This window comes from Vreelandella azerica (genome assembly GCF_013112225.1).
Lineage (GTDB): Bacteria > Pseudomonadota > Gammaproteobacteria > Pseudomonadales > Halomonadaceae > Vreelandella > Vreelandella azerica.
The window spans coordinates 17,426-35,308 of sequence record NZ_JABFHI010000010.1; the positions used below are offsets into that span (position 1 = coordinate 17,426).

Annotated in this window: 9 protein-coding genes and 5 pseudogenes; 8 read left to right on the forward strand and 6 right to left on the reverse strand. The window is 50.5% G+C overall.

What is annotated here, in order from left to right; genetic code table 11:
• Positions 1-52 precede the first annotated feature (52 nt).
• The 4 genes and pseudogenes from HLB35_RS15525 to hsdR all read right to left on the reverse strand — a co-directional run.
• Positions 53-1,185, reverse strand: a protein-coding gene (locus HLB35_RS15525) for an IS3 family transposase (protein ID WP_422822470.1) whose coding sequence is annotated in 2 segments (ribosomal slippage) — positions 53-930 and positions 930-1,185 — 1,134 coding nt in all. Because the reading frame shifts where the segments join, the coding sequence is not laid out codon by codon here.
• A 65-nt stretch (positions 1,186-1,250) separates the two neighbouring features.
• Positions 1,251-2,546 (reverse strand): restriction endonuclease subunit S, encoded by a 1,296-nt coding sequence (locus HLB35_RS15530; protein WP_171703273.1) that lies wholly within the window; start codon positions 2,544-2,546, stop codon positions 1,251-1,253.
• Positions 2,543-4,024, reverse strand: a complete 1,482-nt coding sequence (locus tag HLB35_RS15535; RefSeq protein WP_171703274.1) for a type I restriction-modification system subunit M — start codon at positions 4,022-4,024, stop codon at positions 2,543-2,545. Before HLB35_RS15535 ends, HLB35_RS15530 begins: the two co-directional genes overlap by 4 nt.
• Before the next feature lie 94 nt (positions 4,025-4,118).
• Positions 4,119-6,559: pseudogene (gene hsdR / locus HLB35_RS15540) on the reverse strand (EcoAI/FtnUII family type I restriction enzme subunit R); the annotation flags it as partial.
• A 722-nt stretch (positions 6,560-7,281) separates the two neighbouring features.
• Between hsdR and HLB35_RS15545 the strand changes: the two are divergent.
• Positions 7,282-8,616 carry a hypothetical protein gene (locus HLB35_RS15545; protein ID WP_171703275.1) on the forward strand — a complete coding sequence of 445 codons (1,335 nt, stop codon included), beginning with the start codon at positions 7,282-7,284 and terminating at the stop codon, positions 8,614-8,616.
• 74 nt (positions 8,617-8,690) lie between these two features.
• On the opposite strand, the pseudogene HLB35_RS15550 reads toward HLB35_RS15545, so the two are convergent.
• A pseudogene (locus HLB35_RS15550) lies at positions 8,691-9,154 on the reverse strand (IS630 family transposase); the annotation flags it as partial.
• Positions 9,155-9,199: 45 nt separating this feature from the next.
• Here HLB35_RS15550 and HLB35_RS15555 point away from each other — a divergent pair.
• A complete protein-coding gene (locus HLB35_RS15555; RefSeq protein ID WP_171701662.1) occupies positions 9,200-10,216 on the forward strand; it encodes an IS30 family transposase in 1,017 nt (338 codons plus the stop codon).
• A gap of 29 nt (positions 10,217-10,245) precedes the next feature.
• On the opposite strand, the pseudogene HLB35_RS15560 reads toward HLB35_RS15555, so the two are convergent.
• Positions 10,246-10,808 (reverse strand): annotated as a pseudogene (locus tag HLB35_RS15560) (IS630 family transposase); the annotation flags it as partial.
• A gap of 91 nt (positions 10,809-10,899) precedes the next feature.
• Between HLB35_RS15560 and HLB35_RS15565 the strand changes: the two are divergent.
• The 6 genes and pseudogenes from HLB35_RS15565 to HLB35_RS15590 all read left to right on the forward strand — a co-directional run.
• Positions 10,900-12,263 (forward strand): annotated as a pseudogene (locus tag HLB35_RS15565) (SIR2 family protein).
• 234 nt (positions 12,264-12,497) lie between these two features.
• Complete coding sequence (locus HLB35_RS16680) at positions 12,498-12,782, forward strand: TIR domain-containing protein (protein ID WP_216601600.1); 285 nt, start codon at positions 12,498-12,500, stop codon at positions 12,780-12,782.
• Between the two features lie 125 nt (positions 12,783-12,907).
• Positions 12,908-13,393 carry a hypothetical protein gene (locus HLB35_RS15575; RefSeq protein ID WP_171703277.1) on the forward strand — a complete coding sequence of 162 codons (486 nt, stop codon included), beginning with the start codon at positions 12,908-12,910 and terminating at the stop codon, positions 13,391-13,393.
• A gap of 569 nt (positions 13,394-13,962) precedes the next feature.
• Positions 13,963-14,568 carry a hypothetical protein gene (locus HLB35_RS15580; RefSeq protein WP_171703278.1) on the forward strand — a complete coding sequence of 202 codons (606 nt, stop codon included), beginning with the start codon at positions 13,963-13,965 and terminating at the stop codon, positions 14,566-14,568.
• Between the two features lie 227 nt (positions 14,569-14,795).
• Positions 14,796-16,228: pseudogene (locus HLB35_RS15585) on the forward strand (IS1182 family transposase).
• A 297-nt stretch (positions 16,229-16,525) separates the two neighbouring features.
• Positions 16,526-17,883: class I SAM-dependent methyltransferase (locus HLB35_RS15590; RefSeq protein WP_171703279.1), on the forward strand; the 1,358-nt coding region annotated here is incomplete at its 3' end.

The window sequence follows — 17,883 nt, forward strand, 5'->3', positions numbered from 1 at the left end:
AGTTGGACAACCTGATGGTATCCCTAAGCTATAATCCGGTTGTTTCCCTGACTCAGGCTGCCAGAGATATGGGTTGCCCGTAGTACACCTCATCGGGCGTTTGGTAATCAAGGGTTTGGTGGTACCGGGTCTGATTGTAATGCCAGAAGTACCGGTGGAGCGCCTGCTTCAAGTGTTGTCCATCCTCGAAAGCGGCAAGGTAAACACACTCGTATTTGACGCTGCGCCAGAGCCGTTCCACGAATATATTGTCATGGTAGCAGCCCTTGCCGTCCATGCTGATCCGGATGCCATGATCTTTGAGAACGTTTGTGAAGGCCTCACTGGTGAACTGGACACCCTGATCGGTATTGAAGATCTCCGGCGCTCCATGGCGCTGTAGAGCCTCCTCCAGGACATCGACACAAAAGTCTGTGTCCATGGTGTTGGAGACCCGCCAGGACAGCACCTTGCGGCTGTACCAGTCGATGATGGCGACCAGATACATGAAGCCCCGGGCCAGCGGAATATAGCTGATATCTGTTGCCCACACCTGGTTGGGGCGGTCGATTTTCAGCCCTTTGAGCAGGTACGGATAAACCTTGTGCCCGTCGCCCGGAATGCTGGTTCTGGGGCGTGGATACACCGCCTGAATGCCCATGGTGCGCATCAGCCTCTGCACCCGCTTCCGATTGACCCGATAGCCCTGGTGCTGCAAATGGGCACGCATCTTGCGAGAGCCATAGTACGGCGTTTCCAGGTGTTGCTGATCAATCAGATACATCAGGTCCAGATCCTCCTGACATGGCTCACGAGGGACGTAGTACACCGATGAGCGGCTCAGCTTGAGCAGCTCGCACTGGCGTGAAAGACTGATTTGGGGATGACCACGCTCGATCATTGCCAACCGCTGTTGGCGGCTTACTGATCGAGCTTGCGCGACAAAAAATCGCGTTCCACCGTCAGTCGACCAATCTCACGGTACAGCTCGTCTGTGCTGGGCTCATCGGATTGCTTGCCGACCTTCTTCTTGCCTTCGAAGAGGTCGGTAGCGTTCTCCAGCAAGTCGCGCTTCCAGGTGCTGACCATGGTGGGGTGGATCTGAAAACGAGCAGCAATTTCGGATGTGGTCTGGTCGCCCTTGATGGCGGCCAGAGCGACTTTGGACTTGAATGATGCGCTGTATTGTTTGCGTTTCTTGCTCATGATTCTCCTCCTTGTGGAGATGATGAATCATAGCTTAGGCACCTGTCCAAATTTTGGGGTCCACTTCAATTCTTTGCGGTAATCAGACGTTTTCCATTACCAGTTTTCGTAGGTGTTTTTCCTCGGTAATCGATGAATTTAGCCATGTTACCCAGCCTGGCCCATGCCCAGTTGGCAGGTAAACTGAGGTACTTTTCGCTTGAAGAAACACTTTCACTGGCTTTTGTCCTCATGCCTTCAGTGCTAGCCAAGTGGCCTCTAACCTGTAGCATTTTCGAAACTAAAGCACTGCCGGACTCATCCCCCTCATTCTGCTCCACTAGCCGCCCCATCACCGCCAGTTGCAGAATGGTCTGCTTGAGCTTGTCGATGCTCTGTTCGGTGGTGAACAGCGTATCGAAGTGCTCGGCGAGGCGTGCCCAGTTGTCGGCCAGTTCGGTGGCGTTGGCGGATTGGGTTAAGGTGCCAAGCAGGGTATCTACAAGGGTTTCGTGGGCGTCGAGCTGGTCGCTGGCTTGCTGTTCCAGTCGGTCGCAGAGGGCCATGAGCTCATCGACTTTTTGAACGATGCGGTGTTGTTCTTCTAGTGGCGGCACTATAACAAGGAGGTTCGATAAATCTCCAAGTGAAATGTTGTTCATTGCACCGCCACGAGCCTTGTTCTTAGCTTTTGCAGAGACAAACGAGTCTAGCTGAAGCTTAAGAAACCTTTCGGTGAAGACTTGTGATGTTCCTTTGATTATTGCCAGAGCCTGATTGGTGTTGGCTGGCGTGTCTTTATCCTGGACGATGGCTGTTTTGCCAATAGTTCCAGCAATGGAGAACAGAATATCTCCTGTCTCAAGCTGCGACCTCTGAAGTGCTTGATGCGTGTCTTCGCTTATAAATTGAACATGAGCGTGGTTAATGCGCCCGTCATGGAGGCTTTCAACTTTAACAAAGTTAACTCCCTTTTCTGCAAAGCTTAGGCCGATTGAAGTTGGTGTGGTGCCCTTGGTAATTTGATAGCTTAACCTAGCGAGCCTCTCAATCTGCCATGCTTCAGGAATTTCGTATTCGTGTTCTTGGTAGGTAATCTCAGTTAACTTCTTTTGTCGCCTTAGCTCTCCATCCTTGACGAGTTTTTCCTTATGCAGGTAGAACCGCTCGATAAGTTTTTCAGCTGGCTGGTCGTCTATAAAGCGTTCTGAAAGGCGTCCCTTGAGTGCTAAATCTAAAATCAGCCCCCGTAGCTTTTTGATGCCGGCCAGCTCAACCTTGCCGTTCTTTCCAGACGTGCGTCCCCGGCCCGCCGTGGATTTCTGGGTGACGGCTTGCGTCCAGAGATCCAGATGCTCGGTGATCAGTTGATGCGCGCTCATGCCTGTTCTCCCGCATCACGGGTCAGCGCATCACCTAGGATGGTTTTCAGCTGGTCGCGTAGCTGCTGAATTTCCGCCTGCTGCTGTTGGTACTGGGCCAGCAGTTCCTCCGGGTCGTGGGTGATGGTTTCGCCTTGCCAGGGGTTCTTGATATCCAGGTTGTAGTTGCGCGCCTTGATCTCATCGATCGAGACCTTCCAGGCCTGATGAGTTTCCTCGCGGCTGGCAAAACCATCGGCTTCATCGCCCCACCAGTCGATCTCCGTCTGGAACTCGGCAAACTTCATCGGGCGGGTCTTGCTGTAGTTCTTGTAGCCTTCCGGGTAGGGGTGTTCGTAATACCAGATGTTCTCGGTCGGCTGGCCCTTGGTGAAGAACAGCAGGTTGGTCTTGATGCCGGTGTAGGGGTTAAACACGCCGTTGGGCAGGCGCACGATGGTATGCAGGTTGCACTCCTCCAGCAGCTTTTCCTTGAGGCGGGTTTTCATGCCTTCGCCAAACAGAAAGCCATCCGGCAGTACCACGGCAGCGCGGCCGGTGTTTTTCAGCAGCTGGATAAACAGCGTCATGAACAGGTCAGCGGTTTCCCGGGTGCGGAAGGCGCTGGGGAAGTTGGTTTCAATGCCATCTTCTTCCATACCACCAAACGGCGGGTTGGCCACAATCACATCTACCCGTTCTTTCGGCCCCCAATCGCGTAGCGGGCGGGCCAGGGTGTTGTCGTGGCGGATCTGGTTGGGCACTTCAATGCCGTGCAGAATCATATTGGTGGTGGCCAGCAGGTGCGGCAGCGGCTTTTTCTCGACCCCGTGGATGCTGTTCTGCAGGGTCTGTTCGTCCTGCGGCGTTTTCACGTAATGGTGGCGCTTGTGCTCAATGGTGCAAGTTAAAAACCCACCGGTGCCGCAGGCCGGGTCCATCACGCTTTCTTCCAACTGGGGGTTGACCCGGTTGACCATAAATTCAGTCACCGCCCGCGGGGTGTAGAACTCACCAGCGTTGCCCGCGCTTTGCAGGTCTTTGAGGATCTGTTCGTAGAGCTCGCCCAGCTCGTGGCGCTCGGCGGACTTATTGAAGTCGACGCCGCTCTGCAGGCGGTTGATCACCTGGCGCATCAGCTGGCCGGACTTCATATAGTTATAGGCATCCTCGAACACATTGCGAATCACCACGCCGCGAATATCGTTGCCCTGTGGCTGTAGCTGCTGCAGGCCGGGGAAAAGGGTGTTATCGATAAAATCCTTGAGCTCGTCGCCGGTCATGCCTTCTGGGTCAGCGGCCCAGTTACGCCAGCGCAGCGGCTCGGGGATCGGCGAACGGTAGTCTTCGTTGAACATCTCCCACTCTGTTTCCCGGTCATCGAAGATCTTCAGGAAAAGCAGCCAGACCAGCTGGCCGATTCGCTGGGCGTCGCCGTCAACGCCCACGTCTTTACGCATGATGTCCTGAATCGATTTGATGGTGCTGCTGATTGACATGGTGAGGTGTATTCCGTTGGTGTGTCATCTGTCGACATGTTGATAGCGGCCTGCACAGGCAGGCCGCCAGCAAAAAGACAATGGTATCAGGCGGGGGCTGGTAAAGCGCGTCTTCCAATTCATGCAGGGCGCGCTGGTAGCCCGGCTTACCGCCAAAGGCGTTGATCAGCTCCATGGGCGCACCCAGCTGGCTGAAGGGCGAGAGCGTGAGCACCTTGGGGTCTTCTATCGGCGCGATGCCCGAATCGGCGTACTTATCCACAAGAGATTCAAGCACCTGCCGGGCCTGGCCTTCATAGCGGTTGAAGATATCGCGCTTTCTGACCTGTTCGGCGCGCTCGCGGCGAGTCAGCGGTGGGCGGTCGAAGGCGATATGGCAGATCACATCGAAGGGGTCGGGCTCTTCCCCCATTTCTGGCCAAGCTCGGCGACCAGGGCATCCCAGAAGATGCCTTCCTCGGCCAGTTCATCGAGAATAGCCTGCTTGCGCTCGGCATCCTGCCAGCGGCGCAGAAACGCATCCAGGGAGGCGTACTGTGCTTTCACCTGCTTGCGGGTGTAGTCACGCAGACTTTCGGTGATCAGCTTGCCATCCGCCCCCAGGTATTGAACACGTTCGGCAACAATACTGACCTCAACGTCATCCACCACATATTTGCGTCGTGGCTCGGGGCCTTCGGTTGTGCCCAGGCCGCCTGCATCGTCAGACTCCCAAGTGGCGTTGTCGCCTACGTCGTAATCGGCCCAGTCTGTTTCGACGCCTTCTGCGGTTGTGTCTGATGTATCTTGTGGGTCTGGCTGTTCTTCATCCAATGTGCTGTCTTGCTCGTCTTCCGGCACGATGGGGGCATCATCGGCATAGGGCTGATAGACCTGCACCGGTTCGCCGTCGAAATCCGGGTCGGCGAACAGCTCGGTAGCTTTCTTGAAATCCAGAATGGTGAACCAGTGTTTGTGGTAGTCGTCGTTGATGCGGGTGCCCCGGCCGATAATCTGCTTGAACTCGGTCATCGACTGGATGCGCTGGTCGAGCACAATCAGCTTGCAGGTCTGGGCATCCACACCTGTGGTCATCAGCTTGCTGGTGGTGGCAATCACCGGGTAGCGTTGTTCCGGATCGATAAAGTTATCCAGCTCGGCCTTGCCTTCCTGCTCGTCACCGGTAATCCGCATGATGTATTTACGGTTCTCGGCCACGCGCTTAGGGTTGGCGTTGACCAGCGCCTGACGCATACGCTCGGCGTGGTCGATATCCTCACAGAAGACGATGGTTTTCTGGTAAGGGTCGCTGCTTTCCAGCAACTCGGTGATTTTGGCCGCCACCAGAGTAGTGCGTTTTTCCAGCACCAGCTGTTTATCGAAATCCTTCTGGTTATAGATGCGGTCTTCTATCTCCTGGCCAAGCTTATCCCGCTGGCCCTTGCTGGGCCGCCAGCCTTGCAGGTCTTTGTCGATATCCACCCGCACCACTTTATAAGGGGCCAAAAAGCCATCCTCGATGCCCTGCTTGAGCGAGTAGGTGTAAAGCGGCGCACCAAAGTAATCGATGTTGGAGACTTCCTTGGTCTCTTTAGGCGTGGCGGTCAGGCCGATATGGGTGGCTGCGCTGAAGTAATCCAGAATCTTGCGCCAGGCGGAGTCTTCCGCCGCACTGCCCCGGTGGCACTCGTCAATCACAATCAGATCGAAAAAATCCGGCGAGAACTGCTTGTAGATGTTCTGCTCTTCTTCGCTGCCGGTCACCGCCTGATACAGCGAGAGATAGATTTCGTAGGAGGCATCCACCGTGCGGTTGGTGACCTTGGTCATCGCCTGACCAAAGGGTTTGAAGTCGTTGTTCTTGGTCTGATCAACCAGGATATTGCGGTCGGCCAGAAAAAGGATGCGTTTCTTCTGGCGTGACTTCCATAGCCGCCAGATGATCTGAAAGGCGGTAAAGGTCTTGCCGGTGCCGGTCGCCATTACCAGCAGAATACGGTTCTGCCCCCGCGCCACCGCCTCGACGGTGCGGTTGATCGCCACCCTCTGGTAATAGCGCGGAGTACGGCCACTGCCATCATCGTAATAGGGCTGTTCAACCACCGGGCGAGCGGCGGGCTGGATGCCTTTGTACTGGCAGTAGCGCTCCCAGAGTTCAGCAGGCGACGGAAACTCTGCCAGCGTCAGAGTGGTTTCGGTTTGCCCACCCAGCCCGCTGCGGTCGTGGAACAGAAAGCCGTCGCCATTGCTGGAAAACACAAAAGGCACATCCAGCGCATCGCTGTAGGCCAGCGCCTGCTGCATTCCATCGCCCAGGCTGTGCTTGTTATCCTTGGCTTCAATCACCGCAATAGGCTGGTTTTTCTGGAAGCTCAGCAGGTAATCCGCCCGGCGCTTTTTACCCCGGGTATGCATCCGCCCCCGCACGATGATGCGCCCAGCGGTAAAGGTGACTTCCTCATGTACCTGGGTCTGGATATCCCAACCCGCCTGCACCAGGGCCGGGGTAATAAACTTGGTGCAAATATCGCGTTCGCTGAGAGCCTTCTTATCCATGGCAGCATCCTGCTTATGCGGCGGAGTGGTGATTCATTACACAAGCTTACGATATTCAACCGACTTAAGCATCCTGTGCTAGGCTAATGTTAATCATCGCAGAAAGTCGGAGAGGTCACGATGAAGCGTATAGAAAAAAAGGGAGGTAGATACCGTTACAGATGTTGTCTGTGACGTATGCCTTACTTCCACCGAGGTCACAGGCGGTGGTCGTGAGTTCGCTACGCTTCAGGCCCACTGGGGTTACGGCGCCCAGCATGACGGTGAACGTTATGAACTACACCTCTGCGAGACCTGCTTTTTCAGTACTCTGGCTTACATTAAACAGGAGCGTCGAGTGCAAAATGTGTTCAGCGAGGAAAGCACATATCTTGAGAATGCAGGTGAGGAGCTAGGTTTGGTCACTAAAAATGACTATTTCCGTGACCATAGAGGCTGAGCGCTTTCTGGTGGATGGCTTATGAAAGGAAATCACGATGGTGGAAAGGCAGATATCGACCCAAAGCTGACATGCCGGAAAAGGCAGCGAACACGTTCATTGGGGATATGCAGCATGCACGATGATTGGCGTTATACTGCCGATTTATACTTAATGTCTAGTGATTTCAATAGGATGGAAGGGTATTGAGCGTGCGGTATAACATTGTTGAACGCGCGTGCGCGTTCAAGTGCAATATCGAGCACGCTATATAATACAACTGTTAAGTGTAGGTGCATTTTTCATGGGCAAGAGAAAATCTCGAAAGAGAAGACCGCCATATGACCCAGCGGAATCGTTGCGGCCTACAACTCTCGATTCAGAACTGGAACCGATTGCTCGCGATCTATACGAAAAGGTTTGCTGTGGCTCCAAGAAGCATTGGCCGGAAATAAAGTCGCGATCTGAATTCAAAACTGATCAGGCTTTGCGAGAAAATTTCCTTTCGTCAGCACATGAAGGAATGCGCGCTGCCCAGAATCATATAGTGCAACGTGTTGAATCAACTGCAGGCTTATCCTTTTCAGAGGAGCTACTTTACCGCAGCATTGCAGATACAATTGCTTGGCAATTTCTCGGTGAACAGTTATGCCATGCTCGCCGGCTTTTTCGAGGTCACAATCAACCAGATCTTAGCCAATCCAATTTTAGTTCAGTCGTTAGCGCCGCCAACTCGATAGTAGAAAGCAATCCGGATTCGATGCCCCTTTTGTCTGATTTGACGTCGTTCGTTCAGGTTGGTGATATTTTATCGTTAGATCCTCGGAGTGGCCTCTCGATTATTGAAGTAAAAGAAGGGAAGGTTAATCAAAGGATCTCCCAGTTCTTGAAATTTTATAATGAAAGCGGTTGCGATAGAGCTCTTCACTATTTTATGTCTGAGGAGGGACCCCATACAGCAAAGCAAATGCAGCGTATGATTCGTCAAAGCGGGCGAATGGCACACGTATCTGAAATGATGTCTTCTGGTACAAGTATTGACCCAGATAGTGGTCAAAAGGTTTACATTCCAGACGAATTCATCCCAATAAGTGACTGGAATGAAGAGTTAAGTGCGTTACTTGCCCGCTCTGAGGAAAAAGGGTGGGCTTTGGATGTTATTGAGGATTGCTTGTTTGTGGGGTGTTATGCGGACACTCCTATGTTTCATGGTAGTCACATAGCATTTAATCTATGGTTTGATGAATGTGGTGGCGATGCTGAGAGCCCGCGAGCTCAAATGATGGATAGCATTCGCTCTCCACTAGCGTTACCAGTATTTTCACGCCATATTCCGGTAGAAAACAAGTTTGACTTTCTTTTTGGCCGTAAGCATCTTTGTATGGCACTTAGCGTAGAAAAATTAATCGAAAAATGTGAAGAGGCTGGTCTAATCGTTCGGCAAGGAACAAACAAAGAAACCTCAAAAATGGAGCAGGCAGGAGCCAAGCCTTATCGACATAAGGGGAAATCTATTTTTATCGGCGATGGTAGTAAGGAGCTGGTTCTTATGGATGGGATCTTCATGAGAGTTTTCTTTCATGGGCAAAAACCAGTTTCTACTATCAGGGCGATACTGGCGGCAGGTCTACCTACTTAATCATGCGGTCAACCGGACGCCAAAAGCATGGCGCTTTTGGTTTCTTCCACTTTTCTCCGTCGCCGGTTAAGTAGTTATGCAAAAGTTATCGTGTTATCTACGCCATAACCGTTACAGACGCCTTTCACCGCCTGACAGAGCCTATCGAAAGAGCTATAGGCCGTCAGTGGTAACCAGCGATATTTGATTTCACGCCAAAGAATTTCGATCAGATTCAACTCAGGCGAGTATGGCGACAGATAAATCAGGTGAATACGGTGGGTCATCCAATCAATGATTTTCCGTCGAAATGCCTTGGAGTGATGCATTTTGGCATTGTCTAGCACAACAACAGCGAAGGCATCAGGATCTTTCTGTGCTGCAAATTGGTCAAACGCCTCTATAACCGTTTCACTATTCACCGTGTCCATTGTCATATGATGAAAGAACATCCCTTTTCTGGATAAAAACCTAATACATTCAATCTCTTGCTATGAGAGTAAGCAGTGACTTCCCAGGGTTGCCCTATTGGGCTCCATGCATAAGGCAGCTTGGCCGCAGAAACTGAGTGCAACACCTGAGTATTTCGCTAAGGTGTTGTCCCATGTCTTACCTCGAACTCAGCATTGAAGAACGTGCCAACATCCAAGTGGGTCAAGCCCAAGGGATGAGCCTTCGGCATATTGCCCAGCTCTTAGGGCGAGCTCCTTCAACCATATCTCGTGAAATACGCCGTAACCAAATGGCCCAGAACGGTTACTGTGCCCGGCACGCCCAACGTCAGCGAGAAAAGCGTCGAGTGGTCTGTCGTCCTGCGCGTAAGCTTTTGCCAGGCACCGAGCGGTTTGACCTCATCGTTTATATGTTGCGGCGACGCTTGTCTCCCGAACAGATTAGCGGCAAGCTCAAGGCCATGAAATTACCTGACCTAAGCGATGCCTACGTCTGCCGAGAGACGATATATACGGCTATTTATGCACTGCCCGTTGGCCACCTGCGCAAGGAGCTGATTCACTGTTTGCGACAAGGAAAAACCACGCGTAAGCCTCGCCGTGGCGAAGTGGATCGACGTGGTCAGATCCCTGACATGGTCAGCATTCACTTACGTCCGCCCGAGGTCAGTAAGCGTGAAATGCCCGGCCACTGGGAAGGCGACCTGATCAAAGGTAAGAATAACGCGTCCGCGGTAGGCACCTTGGTAGAACTTAGCAGTGGCTATCTGATCCTCGCAAAAATGGACGACGCCACCGCCACATCCGCTGTAGCAGGCTTTAGTGCTGCTCTGAACCGAATGCCGACCACCGCTCGAAAAAGCATGACCTATGATCAGGGGCGTGAAATGACACACCATGCAAAAATTACTCAAGAAACCGGTGTTGCGATTTACTTTTGCGATCCCCATAGCCCCTGGCAACGGGGAGCCAACGAGAATATCAATGGCCTTATCCGTCAATATTTACCGAAAGGAACAGACCTTTCAGTACATAGCCAGGAAGAGCTGGATGCCATTGCCTTTGAGCTGAATATGCGGCCTCGAAAACGCTTTGATTTTAAATGTCCGATAGAAGTGATGAGCGAGCTGATGGCCAAGTACCATGAAAGCCCATCAACCATCCAATGAGTGTGTTGCACTCAGAGCCTGCATCCGCCCAGTGATGAAGACTGCGAAAATCCAGTTTCATCAAAGAAGTAAAGATCACAGGTGCCGCTGTCTTCCCATTCTTTCAATGCGTTGATCAGGCCTTGCGTATTGCGGAAATCTGTCTCGTCACGCCGTGCCTTCAGCGAGTAGCGAACACGTTTACAACTGTTACCGTTTTTTTTAGAGCACGACGTAGGGTATCTCGACTGACCACTTTCCCGGTTTTTTCTTGAAACTTGGCATGCAGCACCGGCAACTGATGAGGATGATCTTCAACAAGCTGCTGCAATAACGCTATCTCGCCATCATTGAGAAGGTTTGGCCGCCCGTCGCGGGGTTTGTCTTGCAGACCGTCAATACCGTCTGCTTCCCACTGGGATAGCCATGTCGATACCGTATCGCGCTTGACCCCGAGAATGTCACGAATTTGATTGATCGTGTGCCCTTTATGGCTCAATAAGATGGCATGAGCGCGACGGCGTAAGGCTCGCTTTTCACCGTACTGATAAGCGTTATTTACAATGCGCTGTTGGTCTGGTGTCAAAGAGATGAAGCGTAACGGCTTGGACATGATGTATCTCCTCGTTGAGTTACATCTTTATACCCTATAATTATTGCATAGGCACTTACCATCAGCGTTATAACGTAGTATCGGAGACATGATGTCTAGTAAACGAGAGAAACAGGTATTTCTTGATAGGTTTCTTGGCGAATTACTTGAGCACAACGCTGGAATATTTGCCGGAGCTGGCCTATCAATTCCCGCAGGCTATGTAAATTGGAAATCTTTACTCAAGCCGCTGGCTGATGAACTAGGGGTTGATATAGAAGCCGAAACCGATCTCATCAGCTTGGCTCAGTTTCACGTTAATGATAACGGACGACATCGGCTTAACCAAGAAATTTTGGATCAACTTGGCAAGAGCTCCGCTCCAACCGAGAATCACAAAATTTTAGCGAGGTTGCCCATAGAAACTTATTGGACAACCAATTACGATAAGCTAATTGAGAAGTCTCTTGAGAAAGTAGGAAAGCTACCTGATGTAAAATACACAGTTAATCAACTGGCAACGACTCGAAAAGGAAGGGATGCGATAGTCTATAAGATGCATGGCGATGTAGATCACGCCGATTCTGCGGTAATCACCAAAGATGACTACGAGCGATACTTCCTTGATAAAGGCCCTTATGTTAACGCTCTTTCTGGCGATTTAGTTTCTAAAACATTTCTTTTTATAGGGTTCGGCCTTTCTGACCCGAATCTCGATTATGTGCTAAGTAGAATCAGAATAAGTTTTAAAGAGCACCAGAGACAACATTATTGCATATTCAAGGTGGTTGAGCGAAAGGATTGCCCAAGTGATGAGAGTTTTCAGCATGAATCCATTAGGCAAGGGCTGTTAATAAAGGATCTACAGAGATTTAATATTAAAACAATATTGGTAAACGACTACTCAGAAATCACTGATATGTTCAAGATACTAGAGCATCGGTACAGAAGGAATACAGTTTTCTTGTCTGGTAGCGCTCACAAGTTCGCTCCTTGGGATAGAGAAAGCGTTGAGCGATTTCTGTGTTCTCTCGGTGAGATTCTCGTCGATAAGGGATTCAAGGTTGCTTCAGGTGTCGGCTTAGGTATTGGCAATGCCTTTATTACTGGAGTGATTAGAAAAGTGTATCAAAAACCGGGCCTCCGAATCGCTGATTATGCTATTTTGAGACCATTTCCTCAATATATTGAAGACGCCGATGAGCGAGCAGAAACGTGGTACGAGTATAGAAAAGATCTTATCGGTCGCGCTGGGGTCGCCATCTTTTTATGGGGAATAAAGATCTAGACGGCAAAACTACTCTGGCTGATGGCGTTGAAGAAGAGTTTAATATCGCCGAGGAAATGAATCTTTCAGTTTTGCCAATTGGCGCAAGCGGCTGGATGGCAAAAGAGCTTTGGGATAGGGTTGTAGCGAGCTGGGAAGGTTATTTTCCTGAATCAACAGAGGAATTAAAAAGTCATTTCAAAAACTAGGTGAAGAGGTTGATGATCCAGATCAGCTATTGTCTAGGATAATCGAAACTTTAGAATTAATCTGCAAGGAGTAAATCATGGCGCGTCGTGTATTTTTCAGTTTTCACTACAAGTATGTTTGGAAGGTCAATCAAATACGTAGCATCCCTAATGTTACCGGGACTGCAGCAGCGGGTTTCAAGACGCCTCTTTGTGGGAGGAGGCAAAGAAAAAGGGTGACAAAGAAATTAAAAAATGATCGACGAGGCGCTCGAACGCACCTCAGTGACTGTCGTCTTTGTTACATATGGTACTAAAGACCGTAAATATATTGATTATGAAATAGAGCAATCTTTGGCTAGGGGAAATGGCCTCGTAGCTGTCCAAATTCATCACTTGAAAGATAAAGACGGCAACACAGGTTCTCCAGGTGCGATACCGAGTCAGATCGAGAAAAATGGCTTTAAAGCATATAAGTATACAAATTCAGAAGATCTTTCTAAGTGGATAGAAGAAGCAGCAAGGCTCGCTGGAAAGTAAGTTATAATAATTACATTACCGACAGCAATAAGCGTTGTTCCTTCGTCGCTCTGCTTATTGCTGTCGGTAATGTGAGGCGTTAAGTACTGAGAGCTGTTTAAATCTGTACGCTGGGAGTCTATCCGTTGAAAGTTAAGGACATGAGCGAGTTCAAGCGACTGCAATTGATAGCTGAGGCCGTTCGTTATTGTCAGCGAGTTAGCGCAATGGGTATGCCTGCTTCAGCATTTTCAAAAGCACTTCGAGAGCCCGTCCACTTTTTGTGGGAACGCAGAGCCGGATCGAAAGCTGCGGCTGCCCAATATCGTTCAAGATCCGCAGTGGGCCTATCCTTTGGGAGAGAGGAGCTGATTTATGATCATGCGGTGCCATTCGTTTATCTGCAGCGGCGTTTGTTGGCCTTAGATACTGTCGATGAGCATTCAATTCGTGTTTTGCTACAGCAGCTTAACCTGATTGTGCTGATCACGAAGGATGAGGATGAGGTGCTCAAATCGGCAGGTTTGAATAAGAGCATGCCAACGGATTGGGATGGCAACGATCCGCTAGCTCGTTATCGAGCAATGAAAATCGAGCTTGTACCAAACCGAGGGGCTGTAAACGGAATATAGGACACCCACTTATTCACACAATGCAATTGATCAAGACAAGCCGCGCCGGCCAACACATCACTCTTGACTTGGATGACGGGGTGAAGGTGAATAATGGGAACTTTGGGGATCTGTTGGCTGAGGTGAAGCAGGTAGCGGGGAAGTAGCCAAGTCAACGCAGGCACCCACACGAAGGCGAGGGTGCCTGGACAATTTAGTAACATGGCGTAAAGATAAATTAACTGCTAGTATCATTTAGATGCAAAATAGTGAAGGAAATCACCATGACGCTGGACGCGACAACCAACCAAACACCCCCAGTCAGCCAAGCTTAACCTGGCCGGGTTTTTGCGTTTCTGGCAGCGACACCGCGCCGAATTCGTCATCATTTTTTTATACAGTGTTATTGGTTCTGGCAAAACACGCGCGTGTGCGAATTTTGGATAGGTGACAAGAATATATTGTATTACATTTAAAATCAATGGGTTGTAAGAAATGTGGCGCGTCTGATAATACTGTTAAACGCGCAACGGCGTTCATCCAATATCAGAACGTAAAGTCCAATCACTATTAAATATTACGGAGAGTTAATGAGTATATCTGACATAAAGGACTATTTTTTTCTATTAGGTTCTATCGCAGGGCTAATAGCTTTGCTTCGACCAGTTTTAGAATCTAAATTTGAGCGAGACAGAAAGAGAGCTGAAAAGATTCTTGAGATTGTTCCTGAAGAGCATATGAAGGCTATGGACTTTGATGTTTATCAGGCAAGGGCCGTACTTACATCCAATTTTTATCCTCTGGACCGGCTTAAAAGTGAATGGAAGGATGGAACAGACTTGGTTCGGTTTTCCGGTCCTTTAAAAGCGCACTATCTTAAGGAAGTTGAGCAGATCATACGAAACTATAATCAACTACGAGAATATATTCAGGTTCCCTACTGGGAGCCTACGTCGACTGGTGATGATAATTCGGACGCCCTTCAGTGGTCGTTCAATAAGTCGTATTTCCCTGAACCTACCGGATCAAAGGGAGACTATAACGTTCACCTAAGTGAAGCTGGTGAACTTGTAGGAAAAATCAGAGACGGCTTAAGACGTCTTCAGATAATTATGGAGATGCATTTTTTGGAGGCATTTTTTGCTCGATTTTTACTGCCAAAGAGGTTGCGGAAGGTTGAATTGGAGGATGCGTAGAACTAGATCGAATTTTGTGTCGAAGCATTCACTGAATACCGAGCTTGTAGCTATTTAACAATCACAGTCACGGCGACGGCTACTGCGTCACGGATCTGCCTCCATTCCTTACCCGCGCGTGCTGTTGGCGTTATATCAGGCCAAGCTAAAAGGCCGCTCTTGGCCGAGGCTGTGTGAAAACGTAGGTCCTGCTATATTTTACCCATGTCAGATTGTGGGAGATATCGATGAAACGGTTCATCGCTGGTGAGTCCCGATCTCAAGCAACTTTATTTCCTGAGCTTCTGGATGATTTCGTCTCTGAGGATAATCCAGTGCGGGCCATTGAGGCTTTTGTTGGTGCCCTTGACCTCAAACAGCTGGGCTTTAATGGCGTTGACCCTCATGCGACAGGTCGGCCTTCCTACCATCCTGCTGTTCTTTTAAAAATCTATCTCTACGGCTATCTCAATCGCATTCAGTCTAGCCGCCGTCTGGAACGTGAGGCGCAGCGTAATGTTGAGCTTATGTGGCTAACAGAGCGCCTGGCACCAGATTTCAAAACAATCGCAGATTTCCGTAAAAACAATGGCAAAGCAATTCAAGCTACTTGCCGGGACTTCATCGTAATATGTCGGCGCTTGGAGCTCTTTACTCATTCGGTAGTGGCCATTGATGGCAGCAAATTCAAGGCAGTCAACAATAGAGACCGTAACTTCACCTCATCCAAGATGAAGCGGCGGTTAGAAGAAATTGACAAAAGCATTGAGCGTTATTTACGCCAGATTGACGCGATGGATCAAGGCTTCGCCGCTGTCACAGAAGACCAGGCAACAGATTTGAAGAAGAAAATTGCTTCTCTCACAGAAGAGGTTCAACAACTGCAATCTATCGAAATTCAAAGAACCGAGACCCCAGAGCAACAGGTCTCTTTGACAGACTCTGACGCTCGCTCCATGACAGCACGAGGCACTGGAATCGTTGGCTATAACGTGCAGACAGCTGTCGATACCCAGCATCACCTGATTGTTGCCCATGAGGTTACTAATGTTGGCAGTGATCGGCGTCAACTTTATCGGATGGCCAAACAAGCACGCGATGCTAGCGGCGTCAGTAACCTTCACGTCGTAGCTGATCGTGGTTATTTTACAGGGAGTGAAATTCTTGCGTGTCACGAGGCCAACATTACGACGTATTTACCCAAGCCTAAGACTTCGCCGAACCAGGCTAAAGGTATGTTTCCTAGAGAAGCATTCCGCTACGTGCCTAAAAGTAATGAATACCGCTGCCCCGCAAGAGAGCGCTTAATTTGGCGCTTCAAGAACGTTGAAAAGGGCCAGACGCTTCATTGTTATTGGAGTTCGGCTTGTCCGAATTGCTCAATGAAGTCGCAATGCACCACGGGCACCTATAGGCGTATCAAACGCTGGGAACACGAGGATGTACTGGAGGCGGTAAAATCTCGACTGGACCGGACGTCGAACATGATGCGCATCCGTCGTCAGACGGTCGAGCACCCCTTTGGCACACATTGAAAGCTTGGATGGGGGCGACACACTTCCTGACGAAGGGACTTAAGAACGTCAGCACGGAAATGAGCCTCCATGTGCTTGCTTACAATATGAAGCGCATCATGAATATCCTCGGTCCACAGGGGTTGATCCAGGCGATGCGAGCATAGGGTGCCACAGCCTGGACGACCACGCCTATAGAAGCCGATAACGCTCTTTAGCGGGTATTTCTTGGGCATTATTTCGAACAGCTTGAGATGCGGAAATAATAACTGAAGGCGTTATGAAGCTTACTGCTGGTCGATAGACGTGCCGATGCGGCTGAATATTGTCATCGCCTTCCGCGTTTTGTGTTTTCACACAGCCTCGGCCGATAGCGGCCATTCTTTGACCTGATGCATTCGGTTGCTCAACAGAAAATGCTATGGTCAGTGCATTGGCTTACAACGGCAAACCAGGGATCGGACATGGCGACGCCTAATTCTACCCATTTCTATGATGAGCATGCTCAGCGCCTGTTTGATCAGTATCAATCGCTGGAGTTTGAGCAGGTTCATGGCGAGTGGCTGCATCATCTGCCGGAGCAGCCCGGGTTAGTCTTGGATATTGGAGCAGGCAGCGGGCGTGATGCCAAGGCATTGGCTCAGCGGGGGTGGCAGGTGGTCGCTGTTGAACCGGCTGATAAGCTCCGCGTCTTGGGGCAAACCACGACAGCCAGATTGGACGTCAGCTGGTTGGAAGATAGCTTGCCTGCCCTGAACTCGGTGCGTCAGCTATCGCAACGCTTTCAGCTGATTCTGGTATCCGCCGTCTGGATGCATTTGCCTGGTGAGAATCAGCAACGTGCCTTGCGTGTGTTGAGTTCCTTACTAGCACCAGGTGGGCATCTGGTGATGACCGTTCGTGAAGGCCCAAATAACGATGCCCGCCAGTTCCATCCGGTCGATATGGGCGTGCTGGATCGCTGGGCACAAAACCTTGCACTGTTACCGGTTCAAGCGAGTCACAATGGTGATCAGCTGGGTCGAGAAGGCGTGACCTGGCATTTACGTGTATTCCGGCTCCCTGATGATGGCACCGGTGCTCTGCCGTCCCTACGCCATATTATCGTGAACGATGACAAGGCCTCATCTTACAAGTTGGGGCTTTTGCGCACGCTGACACGCCTGGCAGATAGCGCGCCAGGAATCGTAATATCGCGTACGGATGAATGGGTCACGGTGCCACTGGGCGCCGTAGGGCTTTTCTGGATCAAGCTATACCGGCCCCTGTTAATCGAGCGTGACCTGCGCCAATCACCTGGCCAAAAAGGCTATGGCTTTGCCAAGGATGATTTCTATCGCCTTCGGCAACTATCACCCCATGATCTGCGGATAGGATCGGCTTTCCTTGATCCTCAATGCGCCGCCAGTGTGATGCGCGCGCTGCGTGATGCTTGCCAGACCATTCTCAAAATGCCCGCGCATTTTATTACCTGGCCCGGTAGTCAACGGCCTGTCTTTGAAGGGCAGTATCAGGGGATTCGTATCCGAGAGCAGGCCGTACGCCTTGATAGTGCAACGCTGGCTTCTTTCGGCACGTTTCAAATCCCGACACCGCTTTGGGACGCTATGAGCCGTTACGCCTGCTGGCTAGAGCCCGCCATCGTCCACGAGTGGATACAGCTGATGCAGCGATATGACACCAGCTACGATACAGGCACTCTGCATAATGCTTTGCAGTGGCAGGAAAGTCGCCGTGATACACAACAAGTTCGTCAGCTGGTGGCACAGCGTCTGAAACATCCGGCGCCGTTGCCTTGCGTCTGGACGCACAACGATCTGCA

Excerpts from the sequence above, each read along its gene's own strand:
- HLB35_RS16680 (WP_216601600.1), top strand. The coding sequence starts at position 12,498 with ATGATCGACGAGGCGCTCGAACGCACCTCAGTGACTGTCGTCTTTGTT.
- HLB35_RS15555 (WP_171701662.1), top strand. The coding sequence starts at position 9,200 with ATGTCTTACCTCGAACTCAGCATTGAAGAACGTGCCAACATCCAAGTG.
- HLB35_RS15580 (WP_171703278.1), top strand. The coding sequence starts at position 13,963 with ATGAGTATATCTGACATAAAGGACTATTTTTTTCTATTAGGTTCTATC.
- HLB35_RS15545 (WP_171703275.1), top strand. The coding sequence starts at position 7,282 with ATGGGCAAGAGAAAATCTCGAAAGAGAAGACCGCCATATGACCCAGCG.
- HLB35_RS15535 (WP_171703274.1), bottom strand. The coding sequence starts at position 4,024 with ATGTCAATCAGCAGCACCATCAAATCGATTCAGGACATCATGCGTAAA.
- HLB35_RS15530 (WP_171703273.1), bottom strand. The coding sequence starts at position 2,546 with ATGAGCGCGCATCAACTGATCACCGAGCATCTGGATCTCTGGACGCAA.